Here is a 12,158-nt window from a genome sequence, read left to right on the forward strand (position 1 = left end):
TGCGGGTGCGTTGTGGGTCTCGCGCAGTTCCCCGCGCCCCTGGGTGGGCTGCGGACGCCCGTCGTATGCCCCGGCCGTAGCCACGGTTCGTGGGGCACCCCGGTGGAGTGGGGAGTGGGGAGTGCGGGTGCGTTGTGGGTCTCGCGCAGTTCCCCGCGCCCCTGGGTGGGCTGCGGACGCCCGTCGTATGCCCCGGCCGTAGCCACGGTTCGTGGGGTACCCCGGTGGATTGTCGAGTGCGGGTGCGTTGTGGGTCTCGCGCAGTTCCCCGCGCCCCTGGGTGGGGTTCGGGCGCCCGTTGTATGCCTCGGGTCGCTGTGGGTTCCTAGTGGAAATTCCGCCCCGGACAGTCGCGCGCGGGCCGTCGCCCCGGGGGGATTGGCCGGGGTGACGGCGCGGGCGTCGGTCGGGGGTGGGTCAGACGGCGAGCGCCTGGGCCCGGCGCTTCACCTCCGTGCCACGATTCTCACTCAGCGCCTGCGCGGGCGTACCCGGCAGACTCGGGTCGGGCGTGAAAAGCCATTCGATCATCTCGTCGGCCGTGAAGCCGTCGTCCCGCAGCAGCGTCAGGGTCCCGGTGAGGCCCTTGACGACCTTGTCCCCGTCGATGAAAGCGGCGGGGACGTGCAGCGCGCGGTTCTCACCACGGCGTACGGCGATCAGCTGGCCGTCCTTGACCAGCTGGCGTACACGCGTCACCTCGACGCCGAACTGTTCGGCGATGTCGGGGAGGGTGAGCCAGGCGGGGACGAGAGCATCGATCTTTGCGTCAATCTCGGTCACGACACCAAGCGTGCCATCTCCCACTGACAGTCGGAAGCGCGACCCCCGTGACCTGCGTTTTCCTCGAACCCGATCAGAGCATCGCGGCCGCTGGGGCGCGCGCCCCGATCAGGCCGTCGCCGCTTTCAGGGGCCGGGCCGGGTCGGCCAGCAGCTCCGGGTCCATCAGCGCGCCCGCTTCGAGCAGGCGGCGCCCCTGGGCCAGGTCACGGGGGCGGCCGACGGCCAGCAGGGCGACGAGGCGGCCCTCCCGCAGCCAGCACACGGACCAGGCGGGTCCGGTCGGGTCGCCGCGCCACAGCAGCGTGTCGGCCCCGGCGTGGTGGCCCGCGTACTGGACGAAGCGGCCGAACTGCTCGGACCAGAAGTACGGGACGGGGTCGTAGACGGCCGGGGTCTCGCCGATGATGTTCGCCGCGACCGTACGGGGCCCCTGGAGGGCGTTGTCCCAGTGGTGGACGAGCAGGCGGGTGCCGTAGCGGGCGGACGGGAAGGAGGCGCAGTCTCCGACCGCGTACACGTCGGGCGCCGAGGTGCGCAGGTGGTCGTCGGTGAGGACCTCCCGGTGGGCGCCGAGCGCGATGCCGGAGTCGGCCAGGCGGGCGGTGGCGGGGCGGGCGCCGATGCCGACCACCACGGCGTCGGCGGGCAGCCGGGTGGCGTCGTCCAGGACGACCGCGCCGGGCTCGACGCGCGTCACGCGCGCGTGGGTGCGCAGCGCGGCGCCCGCGTCGGTGTACCAGTCGGCCATGTACGCGGCGACCTCGGCGGGCAGCGCCCCGGCGAGGGGCCGGTCGGCGGCCTCGACGACGGTCACCGCGCACCCCGCCTCGCGCGCGGCCGTCGCGAACTCGGCGCCGATCCAGCCCGCGCCGACGACCACCACGTCCCGTTGCCCGGTCAGGACGGGCCGCAGCCGGGCGGCGTCGTCCAGGGTGCGCAGCAGATGCACGCCGGGGACGCCCTCGGTGCCGGGCAGCGTGATGGGTTCGGCGCCGGTGGCGAGGACCAGGACGTCGTAGGCGACGGGCCCTTCGGCGGTGTCGATCGCGTGGTCGGCGGGGCGGACGGCGAGGACCTCGCGGCCGAGCAGCAGTTCGACGCCGAGGGCGGTGAAGTCGACCTCGAAGGCGGCGCCGTCGGCCTTGCCGAGCAGGACGGCCTTGGACAGCGGTGGCCGGTCGTACGGCTGGTGGGGTTCCGCGCCGATCAGCGTGACGGTGCCGGTGAAGCCCTGTTCGCGCAGGGCGACGGCGGTCTGTACCCCGGCCATGCCCGCGCCGACCACGACGACACGGCGCCCGGCCGGAGTCGCCCGTTCCTGCGTCTGCTCGCTCACCGGATCACCATAGTCAGCTGACCATTCGTCAGCCACCGTTGGTACTCCGTGGCCCGTTCCGGATGGCCGGTTCCGCGCGCGGGCGCGGCGCCGGGCTCTCTTACCGGGGCGCGATCCACGGGCTAGGGTGGCCGACGTACACGCACTCGCGGGAGCCCGGACGCACCGGGCTGAGAGGGAGGCTGGCGGCCTCCGACCGTAGGAACCTGATCCGGGTCATGCCGGCGAAGGGAGGGGCTGGACGCCCATGTCGTCACGTACGTCAGAGGTTCTCGTCGTCGGAGGCGGGATCATCGGCCTGGTCACGGCCTGGCGGGCCGCGCAGCGCGGGTTCGGGGTCACGGTGGCCGACCCGGAGCCGGGCGGCGGGGCCGCCCAGGTGGCCGCCGGGATGCTGGCCGCCGTCACCGAACTGCACCACGGCGAGCAGACGCTGCTCGGCCTCAACCTCGCCTCGGCGGAGCGTTATCCGGACTTCGCGGCCGAGCTGACCGACTTCACCGGGCAGGATCTCGGCTACCGCCGCTGCGGCACGCTCGCCGTCGCGCTGGACGCCGACGACCGTGCCGAACTGCGCGAACTGCACGCCCTGCAACGGCGTTCGGGGCTGGCGTCGGAGTGGCTGACCGGGCGCGAGTGCCGGCGTCTGGAGCCGATGCTCGCGCCGGGTGTGCGCGGCGGGCTCCGGGTGGACGGCGACCACCAGATCGACCCGCGCCGACTGGCCGCCGCCCTGGTCACCGCCTGCGAGTGGGTCGGCGTGACCTTCCACCGGGGCTGGGCCGAGCGCCTCGACGTGGTCCGGGACCGGGCCGTCGGGGTGACCCTGGCGGACGGCACCGCGCTCACCGCCGATCAGGTGGTGCTGGCCGGCGGGAGCCTCAGCGGGCGGCTCGCGGGCGTGCCGGAGGGGGTGCTCGCGCCGGTGCGGCCGGTGAAGGGGCAGGTGCTGCGGCTGACGGTGCCCGCGCGCCGCGCGCCGTTCCTCCAGCGCACGGTGCGGGCGGTGGTGCGTGGCGGCCATGTCTATCTGGTGCCGCGCGAGAACGGCGAGCTGGTCGTCGGCGCGACCAGCGAGGAGCTGGGCTGGGACACCACGGTGACCGCGGGCGGCGTGTACGAGCTGCTGCGCGACGCCCATGAGCTGGTCCCCGGCATCACCGAACTGCCCCTGACGGAGACCCGGGCGGGCCTGCGTCCCTGCTCCCCCGACAACGCCCCGCTGCTCGGCCCGACCGGTCTCGACGGACTGCTCCTGGCCACCGGCCACCACCGCAACGGCGTGCTGCTGACGCCGGTCACCGGCGAGGTCCTCGCGCATGCCCTGGCCACCGGTGAACTGCCGGACGTGGCACGGCCGTTCACCCCGAGGCGGTTCTCCCGTACGGAGCTGCCCGCATGATCGTCCGCGTCAACGGCGCACCCCGCGACCTCACCCCCGGCACGGACCTCGACGCCGTCGTCAGGTCCCTCGTCCGGGCGCCCTCCGGCGTGGCCGCCGCCCTGAACGAGACCGTCGTCCCGCGCGCCCTGTGGCCCTCGACCCGGCTGGCCGAGGGCGACCGCGTCGAGATCCTCACCGCCGTCCAAGGAGGCTGACCCGATGGCCGACGATCCTTTCGTCCTCGGCGGCAGGACCTTCTCGTCCCGCCTGATCATGGGCACCGGCGGCGCGCCGGGCCTCGATGTGCTCGAACGGGCCCTGGTGGCGTCCGGGACCGAGCTGACCACGGTGGCGATGCGGCGCGTGGACCCCTCGGTGCACGGTTCGGTGCTCTCCGTCCTGGAGCGGCTCGGGATCGAGGTGCTGCCCAACACGGCGGGCTGTTTCACGGCCGGGGAGGCGGTCCTCACCGCCCGCCTCGCGCGCGAGGCGCTCGGCACCGAACTGGTCAAACTTGAAGTCATCGCCGACGAACGCACCCTGCTGCCCGACCCGATCGAACTGCTCGACGCGGCCGAGACCCTCGTCGACGACGGCTTCACGGTGCTGCCGTACACCAACGACGACCCGGTCCTCGCCCGCAAGCTCCAGGACGTGGGCTGCGCGGCGGTCATGCCGCTCGGCTCGCCCATCGGGTCCGGGCTCGGCATCCGCAACCCGCACAACTTCGAGCTGATCGTCGAGCACGCGCGCGTACCGGTCGTCCTGGACGCGGGCGCGGGGACCGCGTCGGACGCGGCGCTGGCGATGGAACTGGGGTGCGCCGGTGTGATGCTCGCCTCAGCGGTGACCCGCGCCCAGGAGCCGCCGCTGATGGCCGAGGCGATGCGGCACGCGGTGTCGGCGGGGCGCCTCGCCCATCGGGCCGGGCGCATCCCCCGGCGCCGTTTCGCCCGTGCTTCCTCGCCCGACGAGGGTCGCGCCCGGCTGGACCCGGAGCGGCCCGCGTTCTGACCGGGCAGGCGGGATCGGCCCTGGTGCGAGGGGTCCGCCGGGTCACGGGTCGGCCTCGTTCGGCCAGGGACAAAGGCGGCGCACAGGGGGTTGTCAGCGGTGGCTCGTACACTCACGTGCGTGGATACGACCCTTCAGGACCCTCTGGTCGGGCAGGTGCTCGACGGGCGCTACCGCGTGGACGCGCGGATCGCGGTCGGCGGGATGGCCACGGTCTACCAGGCCCTGGACACCCGCCTCGACCGTGTTCTCGCGCTCAAGGTGATGCACCCGACGCTGGCCGCCGACGTCTCGTTCGTCGAGCGGTTCATCCGGGAGGCGAAGTCGGTCGCCCGGCTGGCCCACCCGAACGTCGTGCAGGTCTTCGACCAGGGCGCCGACGGGTCGTACGTGTACCTCGCCATGGAGTACGTCGCCGGGTGCACCCTGCGGGACGTGCTGCGCGAGCGTGGGGCGCTGCAACCCCGCGCGGCCCTGGACGTCCTGGAACCGGTGCTGGCCGCGCTGGGCGCCGCGCACCGCGCCGGGTTCGTGCACCGGGACATGAAGCCGGAGAACGTCCTGATCGGGGACGACGGCCGGGTCAAGGTCGCCGACTTCGGTCTGGTGCGCTCGGTGGACACCGTCACCCACACCACCGACACGGTCCTGGGCACCGTCTCCTATCTGGCGCCCGAGCAGATCGAGCACGGCACCGCCGATCCCCGCGTCGACGTGTACGCGTGCGGTGTCCTCTTCTACGAGATGCTGACCGGCGACCGCCCACACTACGGGGACTCCCCCGCGACGGTGCTCTACAAGCACATCCACGAGGACGTCCCGCCGCCCTCGGCCGTGGTGCCCGGCATGCCGTACCCGCTGGACGAGTTGACGGCGTCGGCGACCGCGCGCAATCCGGACGTGCGCCCCTATGACGCGGTGGCGCTGCTGGCGCTGGCCCGGGGGACACGGGCCGCGCTGAGCGAGGAGCAGTTGGACGCGCTGCCGCCGCAGGCGATCGACGACGGCCGGCTGGGCTCGGAGGCCCGCACGAGCGTCATCCCGCGACTGCTGCCGGTCGACGAGGACGCCGAGTACGCCGAGGATGCGGAGCGGGAGGTGCTGCGCACCAGCCGGTTCGAGTCTCCCCCGCCGCTGCCGCCCGGACGCCGTTCCGCGCGCGCCCGTCGGCGGGGACCGCTGGCCGCCGTGCTCGCCGTGCTGCTCGCCCTGGGAATCGGGACGGGCGTCTGGTACATCAACTCCGGCCAGTTCACCAAGGTCCCGGCGGTCCTGTCGAAGACGCAGGCGGCCGCGGAGAAGAAGCTGTCCAGCGCCGGTCTGGACGTCGGGAAGGTCACCCACCGCTACAGCGACACGGTGGACCGGGGCACCGTCATCAGCTCGTCCCCGGCGCCAGGCGCCCGTATCCGGGACAACGGCTCGGTGACCCTGGTCGTCTCCGACGGCCCCGAGACCGTGCGGATACCGGCGCTGAGCGGCGTCACCCTCGCCAAGGCGCGGGCCCAGCTGAAGCGGGACGGCCTGGAACCGGGCATGGTCACCAGGGAGTTCAGCGAGGACGTCCCGGAGGGCTCGGTGATCTCCACGGACCCGGCGGCCGGTACCGAGCGGCACGCGGGCGCGGCGGTCGCGCTGACCGTCAGCAAGGGCAGCCCGGTGGAGGTCGCGGACGTCACGGGCGCGGACCTGGCGGACGCGCGGGCGGAGCTGGAGGAGGCGGGCCTGAAGGTGAAGGTCGCCGCCGAGCAGGTCACGTCCGACGAGTACGACAAGGGCGAGGTCGCCGCGCAGACCCCGGACGGCGGCACCGAGGTGGCCGCGGGCGACACGGTGACGTTGACGGTCTCCAAGGGGCCCGAGACGGTCGAGGTGCCGGATGTGGTCGGGGACAGCGTGGACGACGCCAAGCAGGCGCTGACGGACGCCGGTTTCCAGGTCAAGGAGGACCGCGGGCTGCTCGGCCTGTTCGGGGACACCGTCAAGAGCCAGTCGGTGGCGGGCGGCGAGTCGGCGGCCAAGGGGTCGACGATCACCATAAAGATCCGGTGACCGGGCGGCCGGCGCCGCATGGCACCCTGGGCGGGTGAACAGCCAGCACCTCTCCCGCAACCCCGTCGGCGGCCATGTCCCGGTGGCCGGCGGCCTGCACTCCGTCGGCCTGTCGTACGCCCGTGAGCTGAAGGCGGAGACCGTCCAGGTCTTCGTCGCCAACCCGCGCGGCTGGGCGACCCCGGCCGGGAACCCGCGGCAGGACGAGGCGTTCCGGGCGGCCTGCGCCGAGGAGTCGATCCCGGCGTATGTGCACGCCCCGTACCTGATCAACTTCGGCTCGCACACCGAGGCGACGGTGGAGAGGTCGGTCGAGTCGCTGCGGCACTCCTTGCGCCGGGGCCGGGAGATCGGCGCGCTCGGCGTCGTCGTGCACACCGGCAGCGCGACCGGTGGCCGGGAGCGTGCCGTGGCGCTGCGCCAGGTGCGGGAGCATCTGCTGCCGCTGCTGGACGAGTTGACGCACGACGACGATCCGTTCCTGCTGCTGGAGTCGACGGCGGGGCAGGGTTCCTCGCTGTGCTCGCGGACCTGGGACTTCGGGCCGTACTTCGAGGCGCTGGACGCCCACCCGAAGCTGGGGGTCTGCCTGGACACCTGTCACATCTTCGCCGCCGGACATGACCTGACCGGCCCGAGCGGTATGCACCAGACGCTCGATCTGCTGGTGGAGACGGTCGGGGAAGGGCGGCTGAAGCTGATCCACGCCAACGACTCCAAGGACGTGGTGGGCGCGCACAAGGACCGGCACGAGAACATCGGCTCCGGGCACATCGGCGAGGACCCGTTCCGGGCGCTGATGACGCATCCGGCGACCGAGGGCGTGCCGTTGGTGATCGAGACGCCCGGCGGCAAGGAAGGTCACGCGGCGGACGTGGAGCGCCTGAAGACGCTGCGGGACGGCTGAGCCCACCCCTTCCCCAAAACGGGACAACTCGGACTAAGGCAGCACTTACTTACTAAGTGCAGACTTACTGGACGATCTTCGCCGCCAGTGCAATCATGCGGCGCAACCTGCCAGTTACCCCGTGCGGAAGGAGCCTCTGCCATGCAGGGCGACCCCGAGATCATCGAATTCCTCAACGAGCAGCTCACCGGCGAGCTGACCGCGATCAACCAGTACTTCCTGCACGCCAAGATGCAGGAGAACTTCGGCTGGACGAAGCTCGCGAAGTACACGCGGCACGAGTCGTTCGACGAGATGAAGCACGCCGAGGTGCTCACCGACCGCATCCTGTTCCTGGAGGGGCTGCCGAACTACCAGCGCCTCTTCCATGTGCGCGTGGGACAGACGGTCAAGGAGATGTTCGAGGCGGACCGGCAGGTCGAGGTCGAGGCGATCGACCGCCTCAAGCGGGGCATCAAGGTGATGCGCGAGAAGGGCGACATCACGTCGGCCAACATCTTCGAATCGATCCTGGAGGACGAGGAGCACCACATCGACTACCTCGACACCCAGCTGGAACTGGTCGAGAAGCTCGGTGAGGCGCTGTACATCGCCCAGCTGATCGAGCAGCCCGAGAGCTGAGCGAGCGGCCCAGGGGCGGCTAGGCGGCCTCGTTCAGTTCGGTGAGGACCGGGCGGCCCTGGTCGGCCAGGTCGCGGCGGGGGCAGGAGCCGCGGCCCAGGATCGCCTGGATACGGCGGACGCAGTTGCCGCAGTCGGTGCCGGCCTTGCAGGCCGAGGCGATCTGCCGGGGCGTACAGGCCCCGTCCTCCGCGTGTCGCTTCACTTGCGCTTCGGTCACCCCGAAACAGCTGCACACGTACACGCGGAGTCACCTCCCGACGGGATCGATTCGGTTCGCCGTCCCGCTGAGTCGGTGAGGCTAACCTAACCTTACCCGCCACTCCGGGCCCGCAAAAGTGGCGAGGGGCGTGGATCGTCTGTGATCCACGCCCCATCTGCGGTTCTGTGTCCCGCGAGCCCCTCGGGACCCCCTGGTGATGGCTACTGGTCCCGGTACATCTCCGCGACCAGGAACGCCAGGTCGAGCGACTGGCTGCGGTTGAGCCGCGGGTCGCAGGCCGTCTCGTAGCGCTGGTGCAGGTCGTCGACGAAGATCTCGTCGCCGCCGCCGACACACTCCGTGACGTCGTCGCCGGTCAGTTCGACGTGGATGCCGCCCGGGTGGGTGCCGAGCGCCTTGTGCACCTCGAAGAAGCCCTTGACCTCGTCGAGCACGTCGTCGAAGCGGCGGGTCTTGTGCCCGGAGGCCGCCTCGTAGGTGTTGCCGTGCATCGGGTCGGTGATCCACGCCACGGTCGCGCCGGAGGCGGTGACCTTCTCGACCAGCTCGGGCAGCCGGTCACGGACCTTGTCCGCGCCCATCCGCACGATGAACGTGAGCCGACCGGGCTCGCGGTCCGGGTCGAGGCGCTCGATGTACTGCAACGCCTCCTCGGCCGACGTCGTCGGACCGAGCTTGATGCCGATCGGGTTGCTGATCTTCGACGCGAACTCGATGTGCGCGCCGTCCAGTTGGCGGGTGCGCTCACCGATCCACACCATGTGCCCGGAGACGTCGTACAGCGAGCCGGTGCGGGAGTCCACGCGGGTCAGCGCCGACTCGTAGTCGAGCAGCAGCGCCTCGTGCGAGGAGAAGAACTCGACGGTCTTGAACTCCTCCGGGTCGGTCCCGCAGGCCCGCATGAAGTTCAGCGCGTTGTCGATCTCGCGGGCCAGCTGCTCGTAGCGCTGGCCGGACGGGGACGACTTCACGAAGTCCTGGTTCCAGGCGTGCACCTGGCGCAGGTCGGCGTAGCCGCCGGTGGTGAAGGCACGCACCAGGTTGAGGGTCGACGCGGAGGCGTTGTACATCCGCTTCAGCCGCTCGGGGTCCGGGATGCGGGCCTCTTCGGTGAAGTCGAAGCCGTTGACGGAGTCGCCCCGGTAGGTCGGGAGCGTCACCCCGTCGCGGGTCTCGGTCGGCTTGGAGCGCGGCTTGGAGTACTGCCCGGCGATCCGGCCGACCTTGACCACCGGCACCGAGGCGGCGTACGTCAGCACGGCGCCCATCTGGAGCAGGGTCTTGAGCTTGGCGCGGATGTGCTCGGCACTCACGGCGTCGAACGCCTCGGCGCAGTCGCCGCCCTGAAGGAGGAACGCCTCCCCCTTGGCGACGGCCGCCAGGCGAGCGCGCAGCTGGTCGCACTCGCCGGCGAAGACGAGCGGAGGATACGACTCAAGCTCCGCGATCACCTTGCGCAGAGCCTCGGAGTCGGGGTATTCGGGCTGCTGCGCCGCGGGCAGGTCGCGCCAGGTCGCCTGAGCGGCAACGGCTTGGGAATCAGCGTTCACGGTCACATCCTCCACATTAAAGGGTCGTGTCGAATGGTTTTCGTCCCGGCTCGACAGGTGAGACGGATATGCGCTCATCTGTGAACCCCGGCTCGACGCGGAATCGACGGGGCGACGACGGTGCGGTGCTGAGACATCGAGGGACATCGAGGTACATCGATGAGCGTCAAGGGACATCGAGGTACATCGAGGGGATATCGGTGGGATGTCGCTGGGCGGTCGATGGGATAGAGTCCGGCCCATGTTCGCGCATTCGACCCAGAACTGGTGGTGGACCGCTCATCCGGCGGCCCACTGACTGCGCGTACCCAAGACTTCGCGAAGGCCGCCCACGGGGCGGCCTTCCTGCGTTTTCGGGGTCGTCCCACTCCCTCCGGTCCACCGCCTCCCGGTGGACCCTCGTGACGAAGGACACCCCTCATGCCACCGCGTGACCTCTCCGATCTCCTCGCCGGTTCCCGCCCGTTCGCCCTGCTGCACCGCCGCACCCCGGGCCACGACGACCGGAACGTCGATGTCCTCGTCGGCCCGGTCCACACCTACGACCGGCTCACCGAGCTGCCCGACACGTGCCTCGCGCTGGTGCCGTTCCGGCAGATCCGGGAGCGTGGCTTCGACGTCCGCGACGACGGCACGCCCCTCGCCGCGCTGACGCCCGAGGAGACGTACACGCTGCCCCTGGCCGACGTCCTGGACCGGCTTCCGGCGCATGACGTGCGGGTGGACGACGGCGGCTTCGACGTCGGCGACGAGGAGTACGCCGAGATCGTCGGCCGGGTGCTGCGGGAGGAGATCGGGCGGGGCGAGGGCGCCAACTTCGTGATCCGGCGCACCTACACCGGGTCCGTGCGCGGTTTCGGGCGGGCCGACGCGCTCGCCCTGTTCCGGCGGCTGCTGGCGGGCGAACGGGGCGCGTACTGGACGTTCGTCGTGCACACCGGGGAGCGGACGCTGGTCGGGGCGAGCCCGGAGGTCCATGTGCGGATGTCCGGCGGGACGGTGGTGATGAACCCGATCAGCGGCACGTACCGCTATCCGGCGGGCGGACCGACACCGGAGCATCTGCTGGAGTTCCTCGCCGACGGCAAGGAGATCGAGGAGCTGTCGATGGTCGTCGACGAGGAGCTGAAGATGATGTGCACCGTCGGCGACCGGGGCGGGGTCGTCGTCGGTCCCCGGCTGAAGGAGATGGCCCATCTCGCGCACACCGAGTACGAGTTGCGCGGCCGTTCCTCGCTGGACGCGCGCGAGGTGCTCAGGGAGACGATGTTCGCGGCCACCGTCACCGGCTCCCCGGTGCAGAACGCCTGCCGGGTGATCGAGCGGCACGAGAGGGGCGGGCGCGGCTACTACGCGGGCGCCCTCGCGCTGCTGGGCCGGGACCTGGGCGGCGCCCAGACCCTGGACTCCCCCATCCTCATCCGCACCGCCGACATCGACGCGGCCGGGCGGCTGCGGGTGCCGGTCGGCGCGACGCTGGTGCGCGGCTCGGACCCGGCGGGCGAGGTCGCCGAGACCCACGCGAAGGCGGCCGGTGTCCTGGCGGCCCTCGGGGTACGGCCCGCCCGGCCGCGCGATGAGGAGAACCGGCCCCGGCTCGCCGACGACGTGCGGGTGCGGGCGGCGCTGGACGGGCGCCGGGCCGCGCTCGCGCCGTTCTGGCTGCGGATGCAGGAGCGGACGGCGCGGCTCGCCGGGCACGCGCTGGTCGTGGACGGGGAGGACACCTTCACGGCGATGCTCGCGCACCTGCTGCGCTCCGGCGGCCTCGACGTGACCGTGCGGCGCTACGACGAGGAGGGGCTGCGGGAGGCGGTGCTCGGGCACCCGGGTCCGGTGGTGCTCGGCCCCGGTCCCGGTGATCCGTCGGACACCGCCGACCCCAAGATGCGGTTCCTGCGCGCGCTGACCGGCGAGGTGCTGCGCGGCAACCGGCACGGGGTGTTCGGGGTCTGCCTGGGCCACGAGCTGATCGCGGCCGAGGCTGGGCTCGCGATCGTCCGCAAGGAGGTGCCGTACCAGGGGGCGCAGTCGGTGATCGACCTGTTCGGGCGGCCGGAGACGGTCGGCTTCTACAACAGCTTCACGGCCCGCTGCGACGACGCCGATCTCGCGGGCCTCGCCGCCCGGGGCATCGAGGTGAGCCGCACGGCGGGGGGCGAGGTGCACGCGCTGCGCGCGGCCGGATTCGCCTCGGTGCAGTTCCATCCCGAGTCCGTGCTGACCCTCAACGGCCCTGAGATCGTGCGGGAGTTGCTGCCGACACCGTCGCTGCGGCGGGCGTGA

Annotated in this window: 12 protein-coding genes and 1 riboswitch; of the genes, 8 read left to right on the plus strand and 4 right to left on the minus strand. The window is 71.9% G+C overall.

The window, feature by feature from the left end; genetic code table 11:
* Positions 1-417 precede the first annotated feature (417 nt).
* Together ACIQOU_RS24775 and ACIQOU_RS24780 are read right to left on the minus strand one after the other, a co-directional pair.
* Positions 418-783 carry an Rv2175c family DNA-binding protein gene (locus ACIQOU_RS24775; RefSeq protein WP_401539083.1) on the minus strand — a complete coding sequence of 122 codons (366 nt, stop codon included), beginning with the start codon at positions 781-783 and terminating at the stop codon, positions 418-420.
* 108 nt (positions 784-891) lie between these two features.
* Positions 892-2,121, minus strand: coding sequence for an NAD(P)/FAD-dependent oxidoreductase (locus tag ACIQOU_RS24780; protein WP_401539085.1), 1,230 nt, complete (start codon positions 2,119-2,121; stop codon positions 892-894).
* 138 nt (positions 2,122-2,259) lie between these two features.
* A riboswitch (TPP riboswitch) is annotated at positions 2,260-2,371 on the plus strand.
* Here ACIQOU_RS24780 and thiO point away from each other — a divergent pair.
* The 6 genes from thiO (at position 2,369) to bfr (ending at position 8,099) form a co-directional block, all read left to right on the plus strand.
* Positions 2,369-3,523, plus strand: a complete 1,155-nt coding sequence (gene thiO / locus ACIQOU_RS24785) for a glycine oxidase ThiO (RefSeq protein WP_401539087.1) — start codon at positions 2,369-2,371, stop codon at positions 3,521-3,523. (Overlaps the previous riboswitch by 3 nt.)
* Positions 3,520-3,720, plus strand: coding sequence for a sulfur carrier protein ThiS (thiS, locus tag ACIQOU_RS24790; RefSeq protein WP_401539088.1), 201 nt, complete (start codon positions 3,520-3,522; stop codon positions 3,718-3,720). Before thiO ends, thiS begins: the two co-directional genes overlap by 4 nt.
* A gap of 4 nt (positions 3,721-3,724) precedes the next feature.
* Complete coding sequence (locus ACIQOU_RS24795) at positions 3,725-4,519, plus strand: thiazole synthase (RefSeq protein WP_401539090.1); 795 nt, start codon at positions 3,725-3,727, stop codon at positions 4,517-4,519.
* 120 nt (positions 4,520-4,639) lie between these two features.
* Positions 4,640-6,571 (plus strand): Stk1 family PASTA domain-containing Ser/Thr kinase, encoded by a 1,932-nt coding sequence (gene pknB, locus ACIQOU_RS24800; RefSeq protein ID WP_401539091.1) that lies wholly within the window; start codon positions 4,640-4,642, stop codon positions 6,569-6,571.
* A gap of 34 nt (positions 6,572-6,605) precedes the next feature.
* Positions 6,606-7,478, plus strand: coding sequence for a deoxyribonuclease IV (locus ACIQOU_RS24805; RefSeq protein WP_401539092.1), 873 nt, complete (start codon positions 6,606-6,608; stop codon positions 7,476-7,478).
* 141 nt (positions 7,479-7,619) lie between these two features.
* Entirely contained in the window at positions 7,620-8,099 is a 480-nt protein-coding gene (gene bfr / locus ACIQOU_RS24810) for a bacterioferritin (RefSeq protein ID WP_401539094.1), read from the plus strand.
* 19 nt (positions 8,100-8,118) lie between these two features.
* Here the strand turns inward: bfr and ACIQOU_RS24815 are convergent, their stop codons facing one another.
* Positions 8,119-8,343, minus strand: a complete 225-nt coding sequence (locus ACIQOU_RS24815) for a bacterioferritin-associated ferredoxin (RefSeq protein ID WP_401539095.1) — start codon at positions 8,341-8,343, stop codon at positions 8,119-8,121.
* A 179-nt stretch (positions 8,344-8,522) separates the two neighbouring features.
* Complete coding sequence (locus tag ACIQOU_RS24820) at positions 8,523-9,878, minus strand: class II 3-deoxy-7-phosphoheptulonate synthase (RefSeq protein WP_401539097.1); 1,356 nt, start codon at positions 9,876-9,878, stop codon at positions 8,523-8,525.
* Between the two features lie 235 nt (positions 9,879-10,113).
* Here ACIQOU_RS24820 and ACIQOU_RS24825 point away from each other — a divergent pair, with 235 nt between their 5' ends.
* Together ACIQOU_RS24825 and ACIQOU_RS24830 are read left to right on the plus strand one after the other, a co-directional pair.
* Entirely contained in the window at positions 10,114-10,170 is a 57-nt protein-coding gene (locus ACIQOU_RS24825) for a trp operon leader peptide (protein ID WP_071528813.1), read from the plus strand.
* Between the two features lie 122 nt (positions 10,171-10,292).
* A complete protein-coding gene (locus tag ACIQOU_RS24830; RefSeq protein WP_401539099.1) occupies positions 10,293-12,158 on the plus strand; it encodes an anthranilate synthase family protein in 1,866 nt (621 codons plus the stop codon).

Source organism: Streptomyces sp. NPDC091279, from assembly GCF_044757465.1.
Classification (GTDB): domain Bacteria; phylum Actinomycetota; class Actinomycetes; order Streptomycetales; family Streptomycetaceae; genus Streptomyces.

Bases quoted from the DNA above. Each gene is read 5' to 3' on its own strand.
- thiO (WP_401539087.1), top strand. From the start codon at position 2,369: ATGTCGTCACGTACGTCAGAGGTTCTCGTCGTCGGAGGCGGGATCATC.
- thiS (WP_401539088.1), top strand. From the start codon at position 3,520: ATGATCGTCCGCGTCAACGGCGCACCCCGCGACCTCACCCCCGGCACG.
- ACIQOU_RS24795 (WP_401539090.1), top strand. From the start codon at position 3,725: ATGGCCGACGATCCTTTCGTCCTCGGCGGCAGGACCTTCTCGTCCCGC.
- bfr (WP_401539094.1), top strand. From the start codon at position 7,620: ATGCAGGGCGACCCCGAGATCATCGAATTCCTCAACGAGCAGCTCACC.
- ACIQOU_RS24830 (WP_401539099.1), top strand. From the start codon at position 10,293: ATGCCACCGCGTGACCTCTCCGATCTCCTCGCCGGTTCCCGCCCGTTC.